Origin of the sequence: Paenarthrobacter sp. YIM B13468, assembly GCF_042788025.1 — a bacterium.
Lineage (GTDB): Bacteria > Actinomycetota > Actinomycetes > Actinomycetales > Micrococcaceae > Arthrobacter > Arthrobacter aromaticivorans.
Genome location: NZ_JBHZPI010000013.1, coordinates 74,166 through 90,009, shown reverse-complemented (window position 1 = coordinate 90,009; position 15,844 = coordinate 74,166). Strand labels below are relative to the sequence as shown.

14 protein-coding genes are annotated in these 15,844 nt (G+C 58.3%); 8 read left to right on the top strand and 6 right to left on the bottom strand.

From position 1 onward, the window contains the following. Positions 1 to 8: 8 nt before the first annotated feature. The gene (locus ACFX4T_RS13750; RefSeq protein WP_223946737.1) at positions 9 to 947 is read right to left on the bottom strand and encodes a LysR family transcriptional regulator; all 939 of its coding nucleotides are present in this window, start codon (positions 945 to 947) and stop codon (positions 9 to 11) included. A gap of 240 nt (positions 948 to 1,187) precedes the next feature. Between ACFX4T_RS13750 and ACFX4T_RS13745 the strand changes: the two genes are divergently transcribed. The 7 genes from ACFX4T_RS13745 (at position 1,188) to galU (ending at position 8,056) form a co-directional block, all read left to right on the top strand. Next, positions 1,188 to 2,333 carry a PrpF domain-containing protein gene (locus ACFX4T_RS13745; protein ID WP_377652371.1) on the top strand — a complete coding sequence of 382 codons (1,146 nt, stop codon included), beginning with the start codon at positions 1,188 to 1,190 and terminating at the stop codon, positions 2,331 to 2,333. A 30-nt stretch (positions 2,334 to 2,363) separates the two neighbouring features. Next, positions 2,364 to 3,812, top strand: a complete 1,449-nt coding sequence (locus ACFX4T_RS13740; protein WP_377652370.1) for an SLC13 family permease — start codon at positions 2,364 to 2,366, stop codon at positions 3,810 to 3,812. A 283-nt stretch (positions 3,813 to 4,095) separates the two neighbouring features. Next, positions 4,096 to 4,422: an ArsR/SmtB family transcription factor gene (locus ACFX4T_RS13735; RefSeq protein WP_377652369.1), complete on the top strand. Its 327-nt coding sequence runs from the start codon at positions 4,096 to 4,098 to the stop codon at positions 4,420 to 4,422. Beyond that, complete coding sequence (locus ACFX4T_RS13730; protein WP_377652368.1) at positions 4,419 to 5,135, top strand: cation transporter; 717 nt, start codon at positions 4,419 to 4,421, stop codon at positions 5,133 to 5,135. Before ACFX4T_RS13735 ends, ACFX4T_RS13730 begins: the two co-directional genes overlap by 4 nt. Positions 5,136 to 5,159: 24 nt before the next feature. Continuing rightward, positions 5,160 to 5,975 carry an alpha/beta fold hydrolase gene (locus ACFX4T_RS13725; protein ID WP_377652367.1) on the top strand — a complete coding sequence of 272 codons (816 nt, stop codon included), beginning with the start codon at positions 5,160 to 5,162 and terminating at the stop codon, positions 5,973 to 5,975. A gap of 417 nt (positions 5,976 to 6,392) precedes the next feature. Next, positions 6,393 to 6,977, top strand: coding sequence for a hypothetical protein (locus ACFX4T_RS13720; RefSeq protein ID WP_377652366.1), 585 nt, complete (start codon positions 6,393 to 6,395; stop codon positions 6,975 to 6,977). A gap of 185 nt (positions 6,978 to 7,162) precedes the next feature. After that, on the top strand, positions 7,163 to 8,056 hold the full coding sequence (gene galU / locus ACFX4T_RS13715) for a UTP--glucose-1-phosphate uridylyltransferase GalU (RefSeq protein ID WP_377652365.1): 894 nt from the start codon (positions 7,163 to 7,165) through the stop codon (positions 8,054 to 8,056). On the opposite strand, the gene ACFX4T_RS13710 is transcribed toward galU, so the two are convergent. From ACFX4T_RS13710 to ACFX4T_RS13690, 5 genes are all read right to left on the bottom strand, one after another. Further along, complete coding sequence (locus tag ACFX4T_RS13710) at positions 8,053 to 8,499, bottom strand: VanZ family protein (RefSeq protein WP_377652364.1); 447 nt, start codon at positions 8,497 to 8,499, stop codon at positions 8,053 to 8,055. The genes galU and ACFX4T_RS13710 overlap by 4 nt on opposite strands. A 276-nt stretch (positions 8,500 to 8,775) precedes the next feature. Continuing rightward, entirely contained in the window at positions 8,776 to 9,396 is a 621-nt protein-coding gene (locus ACFX4T_RS13705; RefSeq protein ID WP_377652363.1) for an LPXTG cell wall anchor domain-containing protein, read from the bottom strand. 176 nt (positions 9,397 to 9,572) lie between these two features. Then, complete coding sequence (locus tag ACFX4T_RS13700; protein ID WP_377652362.1) at positions 9,573 to 11,366, bottom strand: DUF4012 domain-containing protein; 1,794 nt, start codon at positions 11,364 to 11,366, stop codon at positions 9,573 to 9,575. Positions 11,367 to 11,435: 69 nt separating this feature from the next. Next, entirely contained in the window at positions 11,436 to 12,749 is a 1,314-nt protein-coding gene (locus ACFX4T_RS13695) for a UDP-glucose dehydrogenase family protein (protein ID WP_377652361.1), read from the bottom strand. A 43-nt stretch (positions 12,750 to 12,792) separates the two neighbouring features. After that, positions 12,793 to 14,235, bottom strand: a complete 1,443-nt coding sequence (locus ACFX4T_RS13690; protein WP_377652360.1) for a sugar transferase — start codon at positions 14,233 to 14,235, stop codon at positions 12,793 to 12,795. 226 nt (positions 14,236 to 14,461) lie between these two features. Here ACFX4T_RS13690 and ACFX4T_RS13685 point away from each other — a divergent pair, with 226 nt between their 5' ends. Beyond that, positions 14,462 to 15,631: a glycosyltransferase gene (locus ACFX4T_RS13685; RefSeq protein WP_377652359.1), complete on the top strand. Its 1,170-nt coding sequence runs from the start codon at positions 14,462 to 14,464 to the stop codon at positions 15,629 to 15,631. Positions 15,632 to 15,844 lie beyond the last annotated feature (213 nt).

Genomic DNA, 15,844 nt, shown 5'->3' with positions numbered 1-15,844 from the left:
TGACGGCCTTAGAGGTAATCCCCAACGTGGTCCCGGGCGATTTCCAACAGTGTTGTGTGGAATGCGACCTCGGCCGGGGCGTAGACCTTGTCCTGGCGCTGGGCCAGGAGAACCCGCCGCAGCGGGGCAGCAGCGCCGAGGCTAAGCACCCTGACGTCCGGATGTTGAAGAGCGACGGCGGTTTTGGGCACCATGGCGACGCCCATTCCGACGCTGACCATTGCCTGCGCTTCCTGGTAGTCGTTGGCCAGGAATCCGATGGTCGGCTCGAAGCCGGCTTCGTTGGCGGAGCGCCGGAGCACTTCCACCACGGGATGAGCATCCGCACGGACGATCCAGGATTCCTTTTTCAGGTCCTCCATCTTTACTTCGTCGAGGTCGGCGAGGTGGTGTCCCTTGGCCACGAGGATGACCGTGCTTTCCTGGAAGACTTCGGTTGTCCGGATGGCGTCGTCATGGAAGCGATTCCAGGGGTAGTCCCAGAGCAGGCAGAGGCCGGTCTCCCCGGATTCGAGGTCTGATACCAGTTCCTCAAAGCGCGCGCTTCGGACTGAGAGGCTGATGGCCGGGTACCGCTTTTTGAAGGCACGGATCACGAGCGGCAAGAACGATCCGGCGAGGGTGGGAAACGTGCCCACCGTCAGGGAGCCGCGGCGGAGCCCAGCGATCTGATCGAGGTCGTTCCGGGCGGCGCGCATCTGCCCCACCATCTTGCGGGCGTGCCCGGCAAGCACTTGGCCGGCTTCTGTCGGCACCACACCGCGGGAGCGGCGGGTAAGAAGGGGCTGCCCTACTTCCTGTTCGAGCTTCCGCAATTGTTGGGAGACCGCCGATGGCGTGTACAGCATCAGATCGGCCGCAGCGGTGATGGATCCCTGCTCCACCACCTCAACCAGCAGAGCCAACCGCCGAATGTCGAATAATTCCTGGCCGTGATCATTAAGCATCAGTTAACTCTCCTCTGACTTTGGTTCATTCTATGCAATCTTGCGCGATTTCCCCTATCTATCGCTCAAGCCAAAACCAAAATCGCGAGACTAGACAAGACCCAGCCGCGATAACCACAGTAAATGAAGCATCTCTACATCCCCCATCAAATATCCAACATTGTCTTCATTTGTGATCCCGATCATTCTTCTTATAGGCCCCTGAAACCCAGCGCGGCATGAGGAGATGGACGGATTGCCATGAAGATTGAAGCGGAATGGATGCGTGGAGGCACCAGCAAGTGCTGGGTCTTCGAAGGTGAACACCTGGACGAAACCCACAAGGACCTGGACTCTTTGCTGCCCCGGCTTTTCGGAAGCCCGGACCACCGCCAGATCGACGGCGTCGGAGGATCAACCTCCACCACCAGCAAGGCCATGATTCTGCGCCGTCCGGCCGACCCGGATGTCGACGTCGAGTTCACCTTCGCTCAGGTCGGCATCGAGGAAGCGGCCGTGGACTGGGGGAGTAACTGCGGAAACTGCTCTGCGGTTGTTGGCCTTTACGCGATCGAGAAGGGCTGGGTGACTCCCAACGGCGACAACACCCGGATCGTCACGCGCAACACCAACACCGGCCAGATCATTATCCAGCGCGTTGGTACCCCAGCGGGCGCTTTGCCGATCGTTCCGGATGCGCAGATGCCCGGCGTCGTATTTCCCGGCTACCGGGTGGGCCTGGGCTTCATGGATCCCGCCGGAAAGACGACCGGGAAGTTGCTGCCCACCGGTGAACCAACGGACACGATAAGTGCCGGCGGTACGCGCTGGACAGTTTCAATGGTCGACGCCGGAGCTCCAGTTGTGATCGTCAAGGCTGAGGAACTGGGCCTGGACACTGCCCGCTTCGGAAGCTGGCAGGCCGGAGTGATGCTGCAGTTGGACACCCTGGACCAGATCCGGCGGCAGTCCGCAGTCCGCATGGGCCTGGCGTCAACGGTCCAAGATGCTGCCCGTGCAATCCCCAAGCTCGCAATTGTCGGAGCCCCCGCAGCCGGGGACACCAGTACAGGGGACGCCGGTACAGGGGACTCCGCCGATGTCAACGTCATGATGCTCTCCATGGGCAAGCCCCACCCGGCCCTGGCAATTACCGGAAGCATCGCCCTGACGCTTGCAGCAAGCACCCCAGGAACTGTCATCAACAGCATCACAGGCAGCGAACCGCGATCCATCCTGCGGCTTCGAACCCCTGCGGGCGTGATCGAGACCTGGAGCGAAGAGCGCCACGGGTCCCTGTTGGTCGGGGTGGACCGGACGGCACGCACCATCGCCACCACCACCCTGCATCTCCCGGAACTCCTCGGCAGCGCCGTCGAGCCTTCCTTTGCATCAGCAGCCCAGTGACATCAGCCCACTCAACGAGGAGTAAAGATCATGACTAAGACCGATTTCCAAGCCCCCTCCACAACAGTGGATGATGTCCAGGAGGCTGGTTCCAAACGTCCTAACCGCAGCCGCCGTATCCTGCTGATAACAGCAGCCGTGATTGCTGTCCTGGGTCTGGTCGCTCTGATGTTCGGAGGCGCCGTCTTCAACCCGGCGGCCACCTCGGGAACGGAGTCGACCTTGACCGCTACCCAGATCATTCCCTTGGTCGTCCTCGTGCTCATGTTCGTTGTCGCTACCAAGTGGCCCCTGAACATCGGTGTGATGGGGCTGGTAGCCTCGTTCGGCGTCGGGTATTTCATGCTTGGAATGTCCGATAAGGAGATCCTGGAGGACTTCCCGGCCAGCATCGTCCTGACGATCATCGGCGTGACGTACTTCTTCAGCATGGCCAACCGCAATGGAACCATCGACATCATCGTGCAGAATTGCGTGCGCCTCGTCAGGGGTAAGACGATGTTGCTGCCATGGGTTTTCTTCCTCATCGCAGCCGCGCTGACCTCGCTGGGCACGTTCTCGCCTGCCGCTGTCGCACTTCTGGCACCCGCCGCCATGGGGTTCGCTTACGAGTCGCGTATCCACCCTGTCCTCATGGGCGCCTTCGTCATCAACGGCGCACACGCAGGTGGGTTCTCGCCGCTGTCCGTTGCCGGCGTCCTGGTCCACAACATCGCCCACGACAATGGTTTCCCCATTTCCCAGGGCGGACTCTTTGCGGCAAGTTTCGCCATCAACCTGCTTCTCTCGGCGCTATCCTTGGCTTTGTTCGCAGTCTTCGGAAAGCTGAAGGACGGCGCAGGGGTCCAGAACGTGGACCTCGAAACTCCCCGTATCACGCGGCCTCACGGCCAGCAGATCCTGACGCTCGTACTGATCGCTGTAATGCTCGTCTGCACCCTGGGCTTCCGGATGCCGATTGGCTTTGTTGCTCTTTCCGCTGGCCTGCTGCTGGCGCTGATCAACATCAAGGAACACCGGACCTTCATCGGCGGCGTTTCGTGGTCCACTGTCCTCCTGGTGGCCGGCATGATCACCTACGTATCCCTGCTGCAGCACGTGGGCGTTATCGACACCCTTGCAGAGATGGCGTTGGCTCTCGGCGCACCGCTGCTGATCGCGCTGGTTCTCTGCTACGTCATCGGCGTCGGTTCGGCATTTGCCTCGTCCACCGCGCTGCTGACCGCGTTCATCCCGCTCGCCGGGCCGCTGCTGGCCTCCAGCACGTTGAGCGCATCAGGAACGGTCGCAGCTCTTGCAATCGCAGCAACTGTGGTGGATGTTTCGCCCTTCTCCACCGACGGCGCACTGATCGTGGCCAACGCACAGGAATCAGACCGTCAGCGCGTCTACAAGCAGCTGATGATGTACGCCGGTGGAGTGGTCCTGGTGGCGCCTGCCATGGCTTGGGCCCTCGTGGTTCCGACAGGCATCCTCTAAACCGCAACTTTCACATGACTGCCGGCAACTCCCAGGTCGGCATGCGAAGGGACCCACCCTGCATACCAACGCAACAGGTAACCCGAAAGACGGGCGCAGGACTGGATAATCCCAACGCACCAGAGGCGGGGCCACCTAACAGGGTGGCTCCGCCTCTGCCATGTCGTCAAAGCGTACGACGGCGGAGCTGCCGCCGCTGCGTGTGGGAGGTGGGGCTTTGATGTTTCGCGCGGAGATTCAGTACACGATTGCGTGAATACATCGTCCGCTGTACTTTAATGGTATGGAAACCCTCACCCACGCTCCGGTGCTTGCCCGGTTCGGCTATGCGATCTCAGACGCCACCAGGGCACGCGTACTCCTGGCATTAGCTGATGCGCCGGCTTTCCCCTCGGAGCTTGCAGATTCCTTGGGTGTTTCCCGCCAGAGCATGTCCAACCATTTGACCTGCCTGCGCGGGTGCGGCCTGGTGGTCGGGCTTCCCGATGGGCGCAGGACCCGCTACGAACTGGCCGATGCACGCCTGGGTCACGCCATCGAGGACTTGATCGGTGTGGTCTTGGCTGTGGATCCCAACTGCTGTGCTCCTGACGGGACATGCGTGGCATGAGCACCGCCCTGCTGGAAGCGTCGGAACGCCGAGCCGTCCTGACACGTCGGATAAGACTTTTCGCTGCTGCCACCATCAGCTACAACGTGATCGAGGCGGCAGCGGCGCTCTGGGCTGGCGGCGCGGCGGATTCCTCGGCTTTGATTGGCTTTGGGCTGGATTCGGTAATCGAGGTAGCCTCCGCTGTGGCATTATCCTGGCAGTTCTCCGCAAAGGACCCGGAGCGCCGCGAGCACTTAACCCTCCGGATTATCGCGATTTCCTTCTTCGCCTTGGCCGCCTTCGTCACGTTCGATGCCATCAGGTCCCTTACCGGTGGGGGAGCGGCCCAGCACTCGACGCAAGGCATCGTCATAGCGGCCCTCAGCCTGGCGATCATGCCCGTCTTGTCTTGGGCCCAGCGCCGAGCCGGACGTGAACTCGGTTCCAAGACGGCCGTAGCTGACTCCAAGCAGACTCTGTTGTGTACGTATCTCTCTGCTGTGCTGCTCATAGGTCTGGTCCTGAACAGCACGTTGGGTTGGTGGTGGGCCGATGCCGGCGCAGCTCTGGTGATTGCCGCCGTCGCTGTGCGCGAAGGAATCAACGCGTGGCGTGGCGACGTTTGTTGTGCTGTGCCCCCTGCGGCCGTCATTGATGAATCCTCCGAAGACTCGGGATGCTGCGCGGAATGCCAGACGGCAACGGATTCGGTCAGGACGGTCGTGCAGTAGCCAGCGCGGGCGTACGCTGGCCGTATGGAGTCCGAGGTTAGGACCGTCGCTTTGCGTACAGGGATCAGCGTGCCCTGTTTTGTGCAGGGTCACCTTGGTGAAGCGAACGACGACGGCGCCACGCCCTTGGTCTTGTTGCACGCGTGGGTTGAATCCTGGCGGAGTTTTGAGCGGCTCATTGCCTCGCTGCCATCCTTTACTTTGGTGGCGCCGGACCTACGTGGCCATGGCGGGGCCGACAAGCCTGAAGATGGTTACTCTCTGACAGCGGTTGCGGAAGATGTTGCCGCCATGTTGGATGCCTTGGGTATAGCGCGGGCTCACGTATTGGGTTCATCCAGCGGCGGATACGTCGCCCAACAACTGGCCGTGACTCATCCGGAGCTCTTGGCATCGCTGATTCTGGTGGGATCTCCCTTGAGTCTGCTGGGGAAACCACCCTTTGCGAGCGACGTGGAGGCGCTCACTGACCCGATTTCCGAGGACTGGGTTCGGGAGTCCTTGTCCTGGTACCGCATGTTGCACGCCGTGCCCGCTGCGTATATCGAGGGTAGGGTGCGGGACGGTTTGGCCATGCCCGCATCCGTTTGGAAAGCGTCCTTGCGCGGCTACTACGAGGCTGTCCCGCCAACGGAAGGCGGAACCATCTCGGCCCCGACGCTTATCCTTTGGGGCGCTCATGACCACCTGATCCCGCGGCACCATCAAGCAACCCTTGCCAGCCGTATGCCGGGAGCTCAGCTGAAGATCTACGAGAAGACGGGTCACTTGGTGTTGTGGGAGTGCCCGGAAAGGGTTGCTGAGGATGTGGACATTTTTCTGTCTGGGTCTACGCGGTAGGGTGTAGCCGCTTTTGCTGGGCCAGCAACAACGGGGGACCAGCTCATGGTCTGGCCCGCGCACTGCCGACAGACGACACTGCCCGCCGACGGACTGTATTGATACTCAGGCGCAGATTGGCTGGTCAAAGACTGTACAACCTTACTGACGGACACTCTCACGCCGTTGTCATTTCCCACAAGTCCGCTGTCAAAAATAGTCGATAAACCGGGTAGTCAGTGACTTCGTGCGTGCAAGTCGGCCGGATAGACGGCAGGTTAACCCTGTGTAACTACTGCGAAGTAGCCCTGCTGTGAGCAAGCCGCGAATGATATCGTCGTCCCTTGGATAGACATTTGGGATTTCGGAACGCTATTCCATGGGGGATCTGCATCCGCAACATCACACGAATTTCGTAATTAGTCTCAGGGGGGACAATTGAAGAAGTCTATTGCAGCGCTTGCACTTGCAGGCATAATCGCACTGACCGGGACGGCTCCGGCCGTGGCATCGACCTACCCGGCGCCGGGCAACGAGCAGGGGACCGTTTCCGACGGCACCATAGCTGCCGGCGAATCCATCACTTTCGCCGGCGCTGGCTACATCGGCGGCGAAACCATCAATGTTACGTTCGAAAGGACCGGCGGCAAGAAGGATTCTGAAGGCGAGCGGCCCGCTCCGTCCACCTTCAGTGTCATTGCTGACGGCGCCGGCGCTTTCTCCACCTCCATTACCTTCACGGATAGTGGTAGGTACACGATCAGCGCCGTCGGCGCCACGTCCGGCAACACTCGCTGGGCAGCCGTCACCGTTAACGCCGGCAAGGGCGGAGGCAACGGTGGCGGCGGCAAGGGCAGTTCCGGATTCACTGGTGCTTCCAGCGTTACCGCCGTTGGCGCAAACGGCCAGGCCGACACCGCTGCTGATTCCAGCCTGGTCCTGTGGTCGCTTGTTGGCGGAGGCGCCCTCGCTGCCAGCGCAGCATCGGCAGCGCTGATTCGTCGCGCTAAGGCAAAGGCCTAGGCTTCAGCAAGTAATACGTCTTTACAGGAGGGCAGGTGCTTCCCGGGAACCCGGAAAGCACCTGCCCTAACTTGACCAAAGTTGAAGCGGCTTCCGAACCAAAAAGGGTGGACGCGCCGTAAGCCCTTAACTAATATACGTATATCAAATTTCGTAATTCCCGCAAGGGTTTATAGGGTTTGCTCATGACTACATGGGGGAATATTGTGCGCAAGGCTGTAATTCCGGCTGCTGGACTGGGTACGCGTTTTTTGCCCGCCACCAAGGCAATGCCAAAGGAGATGTTGCCCGTTGTTGATGCCCCGGCCATCCAATACGTAGTGGAGGAAGCCGTCAATGCGGGCCTGAGCGACATCCTCATGATTACGGGCCAAAGCAAGCGGGCCCTGGAAGATCACTTTGACCGGACACCGGCGCTGGAACGGTCATTGGAGCTGAAGGGCGATCAAGCACGCCTGGATGCCGTCCAGCATGCCTCAGGGCTAGGGCCGATCCATTACGTTCGCCAGGGTGAACCGAAGGGGCTGGGACACGCTGTACTTTGCGGTCGCCAGCACGTGGGCGATGAACCTTTTGCGGTTCTTTTGGGAGACGACCTCATCGATGAGCGCGACGAACTCCTAACCACAATGATGGAAGTTCAGAAGAAGACCGGCGGCTCGGTGATCGCTCTGATTGAGGTGGAGCCGGCACAGATCAGCGCCTACGGCTGTGCCAACGTCTCCGCTGTTGATGGGGAAGTGTACGTCCGAGTGAATAACTTGGTGGAGAAACCCAAGGCGGAAGATGCGCCGTCGAACTTGGCCATTATTGGCCGCTATGTCCTCCACCCGGCTGTATTTGAGGTTCTGGAAAACACCGAACCTGGCCGTGGCGGAGAAATCCAACTCACGGATGCGCTCCAGACACTCGCGGTAGGGGAGGGCGACGGCACAGGTGTCTACGGAGTGGTCTTCCGCGGTCGACGCTACGACACTGGAGATAAGCTCAGCTACCTGAAAGCCGTGATCACATTGGCCTCCGAGCGCCCCGAATTCGGCGAGGATCTGAAGACTTGGATGAAGGGCTTCATTGGTTAGGAAGTGCCTTGCGGACTGGCGAACTTTGTACGCCTCCTCCGGGCAAGCAGCTGCATCGCTGCGACGCCAATGACAGTCCCCAGGGTGTTCATGACAACATCAACCACGTTTGAAAAGCGGGCTGTAATAAACAGTAATTGACCAAGCTCCATACATGTGGAAACCAGGATTCCAAGCCCAGTGAGGACCCACCAAGCTCGTGTTGGGAAGGCCATAGCTGCAAAGATTCCGAGGGGAATGAACATCCCTACGTTTGCCGAGGATTCCACCACATGGTAGTCAAGCCAACGCGGTACGCCGTACCGGTGCAGGAAATTCAGCAGCGTTGCGAGGGTTTCATGGATAGGTTGGTCCACCGGAGTAGGCCAAAAACCAATAACACCCAGGCTCCCCAAATATGCGACTAAAGCTACCCGCCAGGGGAGTGTGTTTTTCAATTGCACCTCAGGAAGTTCGGATAAGTGCCCAAGCGCTGACGCTGGCGGCGGCAACTGCCAGCAGTGCCAGGAGAACGTATTGGGAAAATTCCTGGGGCAGCGTCGGTAAGCGGTATGAGGGCAAACGTAGCTCGAAATGCCTCCGTCGCCTACGCCAATGTCGCCCCATAATCATATGAATATCACAGAAGCTCTTGGATCAGGAACGCGAAAACAGAAAAGGGTGGCTTATCGACGAAACATCTTCGTCGACAAGCCACCCGAGGTTTGAAGCGTCGTGCTTTAGGCCGAAGCGCCAGAGTTCTTTGCGCGGCGGCGGGCTACCACTACGGATGCGGTACCGGCTGCCAGTGCCCCTGCGCCCACGATGGACCAGAGGATCAGGCTGGAGTCGGCGCCAGTGTTCGCCAGCGGAACCCCACCGGTGTTGGCCAGGCTTGTACCCGTACCTGTGCCTGCATTTCCGCCTGTGTTGGAAAGGGCAGTACCACCCACTACGACGGTGACAGGACCAACAGTGTGGCCTGACGAGTTGCCCCTAGCAGTCAGGGCGTATGTCCCCGGAGTGTCGATTGCGACGGGAGCTGCGAAAGCCCCGTTTGCGTCAGCTACAGCACCCAAAGTTGAAGGTGCCAGCGGAATGCGACCTGAGACGGACAGGCTACCGGCAGAAACGCTACCGCCGCTAGCTGCAGGCGTGCCGATCGGTGTGACGGTGATGGTAATTCCTTCAAACGGAGTAAAACCTGTGCCGCTAAAGATAAATGTTTCACCCGGTGCAACGGATGCGTCGGAAACTGCAACGCTGGAGTTGGGTGCTGGGTAGTTGGTCGCGACGGCCGGAACTGCGCCGACAAGTGCAATGGAACCTGCGAGCGTAAGCGCTGCAAGAGATTTCTTCATTTGTGTCCCCCTGAGACCCGATTTGGTTACCACGTGTGATGTTGGAGATTTCCGAGGCCCTGAGTGACCTTATGGTGAAATCTCATGTGTTGCCCATGTAGAACTTACCATTTCAGGGGTACTCTCAGCAAAGAAAATCCAAACCCGTTACAAAAGATTAACGAGCTGGTCTTGTTCTATTCACAGGATGCGGCTGGTGCGGCCTTGATGACTTCCTTGACCGGCTGTGTTGTTGGCGTGACAACTATTTCGGGTTCAGCATGCTGGACGATGTGGCCAAAATTGAAGTCAACGTTAGTGCTTTGCCCGGGGGCAAGCTGAATCGTCGCTGTACCGACAGCTCGTTGGCCATGACGCTGCGCAGCGAATGGAATCTTTTCACCGTCTTTGACAACGGTGTCAATATTTGACTGTGCCGGTCCGTATGCGACAACGTTGGTTTGCACCGAGCCAGCGGGGACACCATATACCCCGCCGCCCGTTACATACCTGGGCAGAGAGCTCGCAGCATCGATCGGTGCGGTGTTTGTGTTCGTAACCCGGACAGTCACTTCACGGTATCCGTCTCGGGTACAGTCTTTGACAACTTGAACGGTCCGTTTGACCCAGTAGTCCATTTTCGCGCCCGTGCCGTCATTGAAGTAGATGCCGAATTGTGTAGGGGATACGGCAGTACCGGAGACCATTCCCCCGAGTGGATACTGCCCAATTTTGGCTTGCTCTTCGTCGTTGGCGGACCACAGGAGAATACGCCGTTCGCCCACGCCTCTGGAGATTGCGTCCATCAGCTTCTTAGGGTCGCTATTGCCAGTCGAGAGCGCAGCGAAGATCTCCTTAGCTGCCCCAGCAAAGTACACGTCCTGTAAGTCTGGGTTCTCGATCTTCGCATAGACATCAGACAGGAGGGTCTGAACGACATTCTTGCTAGTCAACTGCGTTGGAAGTTTACTTCCAACGCGCTGAACTACCGGATCGGTGATTTGTACTGGTCCAGTGGCCTCAAGGATGAAGCTCAGGGCGACTGGGTCGACGGATAGCACACCGTCAAGGCGTACACCGGTGTGTTTCTCCCACATGGCACGTGCGGTCACCGCTGTAGTCGTGAAGTCCGGTGTGAGATTGACATCTTGCATGTACTTCCCGACACGAGCTGAATAGATAGCCTGTTCTTCGAGGTCTATGGTTACAGGTGGAACAAAAGCGCCTAGCGCCGTAGCGCTAGTTTGCGACTCAAGCTGAAGGTTTCCTTTGGTCACGTTGAGAACAGCCAAGGCGCCCGGAATGCCACCCGTTGCACGGGACTCCGCATTGTTCTGCATAAGGAGGAGATAGCGGCGCGGAGAGTCGGCCCCAAGCATTGCTGGCGCCAGGATGGAGGCGTTAGACGCGGAGTCAAGGTCCCTACTGAGACCGGCAAGTTGCTCACGAGCTTTTACAAGCGGCTCGCCGATCTGCGGAAGAAGAGTCTCAGCTTCGATGTTATTCAAACGCTGCGTTGACTCACGGACGGCATGAGCCGCAGCCTGAATTCGGGGTGTTGCCGACCTCAAAGGTTCCAAATCCATTCCGGAAGGCGTGGGAGTTAGTGCCCCCCAGTCCAGGGACTGAAAAGCATTGACCAATGGCACAGCGCCCAACCGCGCAACGTCGTCAGCTGTCATCGCGACTTCGCCCGCTGCCTGTAAGTTCGGGCCAATCCAAGGTAAAGCCGAAGCGGCTTTCCATAGCGGGTCGGAGGCTGCTTCACGTGCGGCACTGGTGTGTTCTACGAGTGACTTGACGCTGGCCGTCGCCGCTACGGCGTCGTTGCCCGCGATCTCCTTCTTCAAATCCGGCAGTAACTGTGTGGCGGTCGCCAGTTCATTCCTGACGATTGTTGCTTTGTAGCCGATCCACGCGGCGGACGCTATAAGTATCACTGAGATGCCGGCAACCCAAATTCCAACTACCATCCGGCGCCGCCGGATCATGGCTTTGGACCGCGAGGTCTTTGTGCGTTCCCGGCTTGGGAGCTTTCCCTTTGTTTCTCGTTTCATGGACTACGGCCTTCCAAGTCCGCGGTATTGCCATCCCGCCGCTCGCCATTTTTCCGGGTCCAGAACGTTCCGCCCGTCGAGTATTCGTGGGGTAGACACGCTTTGCCTGAGCTGGTGTGGGTCCAGTTCTCGATACTGTTGCCATTCCGTCAGCAACAGAATTACGTCTGCGCTCTGGACGGCGGTGTCGAGGTCCGTTACGTAGTGAAGCTCGGGGAATCGTCGGGCAGCATTAGAAAGTGCCTTCGGATCGGTAACCGTCACCACAGAACCCTGAAGCTGCAATTGGGCTGCGATACTCAGAGCCGGTGAATCGCGGACATCGTCGCTCTCAGGTTTGAAGGCAGCACCCAGAACAGTGATGCGCTTTCCAAGTAGTCCATCCCCGCAAAGCTCACGTGTGAGCTCCACCACTCGCGTGCGGCGCCGCATGTTGATGGCGTCTACTTCACGAAGGAACGTCAACGCCTGGTCGGCGCCGAGCTCTCCCGCCCGCGCCATAAAGGCACGGATGTCCTTGGGCAGGCAACCACCGCCGAAGCCGATGCCTGCATTGAGGAATTTACGGCCAATGCGATCGTCCATGCCGATGGCGTCGGCGAGACGCGTCACGTCCGCACCAGCAGCTTCGCAGAGTTCTGCCATGGCATTAATGAAGGAAATTTTCGTTGCAAGGAAAGAATTTGCAGCAGTCTTCACTAACTCGGCAGTCGGTAAGTCTGTGACCAGTCTTGGTGTACCTGCTGCGAGAGAAGCTGCATATACCTCGTCCAGAACAGCAATAGATGGGTGATCCTCGGAGCCGTCCGAAACCCCATAAACAAATCGATCCGGCTGTAGCGTATCGGACACTGCGTGGCCCTCGCGGAGGAACTCCGGGTTCCAAACCAGATGCGCTTCGGATTCGTGCTCGGTTACCAAATCTGCCAGGCGGGCAGCGGTTCCAACCGGAACAGTCGACTTGCCCACTATGACTTGGCCGGGCGCGAGATATGGAACAAGTCCCCGAACTGCGGCATCGACGTAGGTGAGATCGGCGCCATTCTCACCCTTCTTCTGCGGTGTGCCGACGCAAATGAAGTGGACATCGCTTCCGGCCGATGCCGCCAAGTCGGTGGTGAAGACAAGCCTGCCCGTTTCCTGGACATCCTTGAGGAGTGCGTCCAGCCCAGGTTCGTAAAAGGGCGCGTTAGCGGATGACAGTTCCGCAATCTTCCGTTCGTCAACGTCTATACCGATGACGTCGTGGCCGAGTTTTGCCATGCAAGCGGCATGCACAGCACCCAGATAACCGCAGCCGATAACTGAAATACGCATGTGAATTAGTTCCTTTCGCAGTGACTGCGTTGTGCGGGAGAGATTAATAGGCGCCAGTACTACGGAATACGGCGCGGACTGTGCGGAGAATGATCACCAAGTCTCCGGCAAGGGACCAATTTTCGACGTAGTAAAGATCGAGACGAATTGAATCTTGCCAAGACAAATTGGATCTGCCACTGACTTGCCAGAGCCCTGTTAGCCCTGGTTTAACTAGGAGGCGTCGACGCACGTCGTGCTCGTAGGCTTCCACTTCGCGAGGCAAAGGTGGACGAGGTCCTACCAAGCTCATGGACCCGCCAAGTATGTTGAACAACTGCGGTAGCTCATCCAAACTGTACCGACGGAGAAAGCGTCCAACTCGGGTGATCCGGGGGTCGTCCTTGATTTTAAAAAGCAGACCGCTACCCTCATTCTGATCCTGGAGCTCCGCAAGGCGTGCCTCTGCATCAACGATCATTGATCGGAATTTCAGCATTTGGAACTGAGCACCTTCCATGCCCACGCGGTCCTGCCTGAACAGGACAGGACCCTTGCTACTGATCTTCACTAGCAATGTGATTACGAGCATGAGTGGAGACGCCAGAACGATGAGCATTCCGGAGACCACAATGTCGAATAGTCGTTTAGCTACCTGCTGCCCGCCTTCAAGCGTTGGGGTCGTAACGTGTATCAGAGGCAGTCCGGCGACTTGCTGGGTGTGGATGCGGGGCCCTGCGATATCGGTGAGAGCTGGAGCCATGATGAGTCCGATGTTCCTGGATGCCAATTCCCATCCAAGGTGCCTAAGCGATTGGGGATTTAGCTGAACGCCCGCGGACACGGCGACTGCGTCGGCCTTGCAAGATTCGATTGCCTTCAGAATGAGTTCTGGATCGGGCTTAGTGCCCAGAATTGGCAATCCCGACGATGCCTCGTGGGTTTGTAGCTCAACCGTGCCCGGGGAATATGCTGCCACAGGAAGGTAGCCGGCGTGCTTCGACTTCATGAGCGAGGCCGCAAGGTGAGCAACAGCGCCCTGCCCGCCGACCAGCAAAAGGCGGTTCATGCTGTTGCCGCGTTGACGGTCCAAGTGTAAATGCTGGCGAACGAGCCAACGGGCCACTAGCAGTCCACCGAGACCGACAGGGAGGGCCACACCTACGTACCCTCTGGCGGTATCAATCCCGAAAGCGTATGAAAATATGGCAATGGCACCAAAGAGCCAAAGTGAGGCGGCTGCAACACGCTTGTATTCCTCAGCGCCGGATCCTAGAACCCGATGATGGCGGCTCGTCCATGCTCCTAACATCACCCACCAAGCGACTGCCAGAACCGCAGAAATCCAGACATAGGCTGCGTCGTTGCCCGAAGTGCTCAAACCGTTGTCGATTCCGAAGCGAAGAACAAAAGCTCCGGTAACAGCCCAAGCTACGACAACCGCATCTACGACGGCGAGAACGCGCGAGGCCCTGCCCCGCCAGTCCGTGTCTTGACTCGATGTCATCTAGTCCCCAATAGTCTTTGGCCAAGGTCGCGGTTTTCAGCTCGGGCTCTCTAGGTGAACACGTTGCTTTAGCATCCTCGACGGCAAACTGCCATACAAAGCGGAGCCCTGGCTACAAGTAAGCAGGCTCTTGGGGTAATAATCGCTGATCTATGCCAACGTGTGCAAATAAGTCCGGGGCGGTTCCTGCCAGGGCGTGACCTTGTGAACAACATGTGTCGGTCATGTGACAACAAAGTCATTCAATGTTCCTTGGCTGTACAGTGGTCTAAAAGTTATGTGGATGCTCTATATTGGTGATATGGGGCTGGGGACAAAGATTGAATCGATCGGTGACGCACGCGTGCGCCCAGTAGTGCATGTGACAGAAAGTTTCGGCGGGGGTGTGGCGGCTGCCATACGGGACTACTGCCGCAATTATCCTTTTGCTGAGCACCACCTGGTGTATGCACCTCGGACAGATGCGCCGATTGAGGCATCGGATATTAGTGAATTTGCATCGGTGACCCGGCTAGTGTCAGGTCATCTTCGGAGGATCGCGGACTTGCGGCGTTTCCTGCGGAATCACCCAGATGCTGTAGTTCATGCTCACTCAAGTTTCGCCGGCGCTTACGTTCGCGCGGCAATAGCAAAGAGTCCTCGACGCCCCATCGTGTACACGCCCCATTGCTACGGCTTTGAGCGGCGCGACACTGGCATCGTTCAAAGATCTGCTTTCTGGGCGCTGGAGTGGATGTTTGCATTCAATACGACGGCATTTGCGGCTTGCTCGCAGCGCGAGGAAGAGCTTTCAAACTGGCCCTTGACATCGGCAAAGACCGTACACGTACCCAATGTCGTTTCCAGCGATATCCCCGTCCGCGACGTGCACATTCCGTCGGGCCGGATCATGCGCGTGGTTGGCGCTGGACGCTTGGGACCTCAGAAAGATCCCATGTTCTTCCGCGACTGTGTTGTTGCCCTCAGAGATGCGGGTTACGACGTTGAGGCGACCTGGATTGGCGGTGGCGAGCCTGATATGGAGCTCATGCTTGCGACTGCAGGAATCGCCACGACAGGATGGCTGACACGGAGCGGCGTCTTGGACAATTTTAAAGTTGCAGACGTTTACATTCATTCAGCAAAGTGGGAGGGCTTCCCGATCGCTGTGTTGGAGGCCTCTACCATGGGTGTACCGATTGTGGCTCGGGACATTTCTGCTTTCACGGGTGTCGACATCCCGTTGCTTATTAATTCGCCCGACGATCTAGTCAGGGCTTGGCCGGAACTGCAGTCGGCGTCAGTTCGCCATGCAATGGTCCGTTCTGTTGCGTCAGCTTTGGAGCATTGCAATGATGTTGAGCAAGCGAAAGCACTACGCGGCCTTTACGACTCAAGGGTTCCCGTAACGACGTAGAGTCCGGAGTCTTTGACCGATCAAATTAATGTGGCCAAGTAAGCACCCCATCGATTGGTCATGGTCAACGCTTGTTGGAGGTCTTTGACTATGAGGCATATGATCCGACTCGTTAGGAGCACAAGACGTCCGATCCGAGTATTGAAATGGGATCAGTGCCGCTCGCGTTCCCCCGCAAAGTGTTCAAGTGTAGCCAACGGTGCTAAATGTGCA

What these genes read in the sequence shown, in the direction of transcription:
- ACFX4T_RS13745 (WP_377652371.1), top strand. Translation starts at nt 1,188, where the DNA reads ATGAAGATTGAAGCGGAATGGATGCGTGGAGGCACCAGCAAGTGCTGG.
- ACFX4T_RS13730 (WP_377652368.1), top strand. Translation starts at nt 4,419, where the DNA reads ATGAGCACCGCCCTGCTGGAAGCGTCGGAACGCCGAGCCGTCCTGACA.
- ACFX4T_RS13705 (WP_377652363.1), bottom strand. Translation starts at nt 9,396, where the DNA reads ATGAAGAAATCTCTTGCAGCGCTTACGCTCGCAGGTTCCATTGCACTT.
- ACFX4T_RS13690 (WP_377652360.1), bottom strand. Translation starts at nt 14,235, where the DNA reads ATGACATCGAGTCAAGACACGGACTGGCGGGGCAGGGCCTCGCGCGTT.
- ACFX4T_RS13740 (WP_377652370.1), top strand. Translation starts at nt 2,364, where the DNA reads ATGACTAAGACCGATTTCCAAGCCCCCTCCACAACAGTGGATGATGTC.
- ACFX4T_RS13695 (WP_377652361.1), bottom strand. Translation starts at nt 12,749, where the DNA reads ATGCGTATTTCAGTTATCGGCTGCGGTTATCTGGGTGCTGTGCATGCC.
- ACFX4T_RS13750 (WP_223946737.1), bottom strand. Translation starts at nt 947, where the DNA reads ATGCTTAATGATCACGGCCAGGAATTATTCGACATTCGGCGGTTGGCT.
- ACFX4T_RS13735 (WP_377652369.1), top strand. Translation starts at nt 4,096, where the DNA reads ATGGAAACCCTCACCCACGCTCCGGTGCTTGCCCGGTTCGGCTATGCG.
- ACFX4T_RS13700 (WP_377652362.1), bottom strand. Translation starts at nt 11,366, where the DNA reads ATGATCCGGCGGCGCCGGATGGTAGTTGGAATTTGGGTTGCCGGCATC.
- galU (WP_377652365.1), top strand. Translation starts at nt 7,163, where the DNA reads ATGACTACATGGGGGAATATTGTGCGCAAGGCTGTAATTCCGGCTGCT.
- ACFX4T_RS13725 (WP_377652367.1), top strand. Translation starts at nt 5,160, where the DNA reads ATGGAGTCCGAGGTTAGGACCGTCGCTTTGCGTACAGGGATCAGCGTG.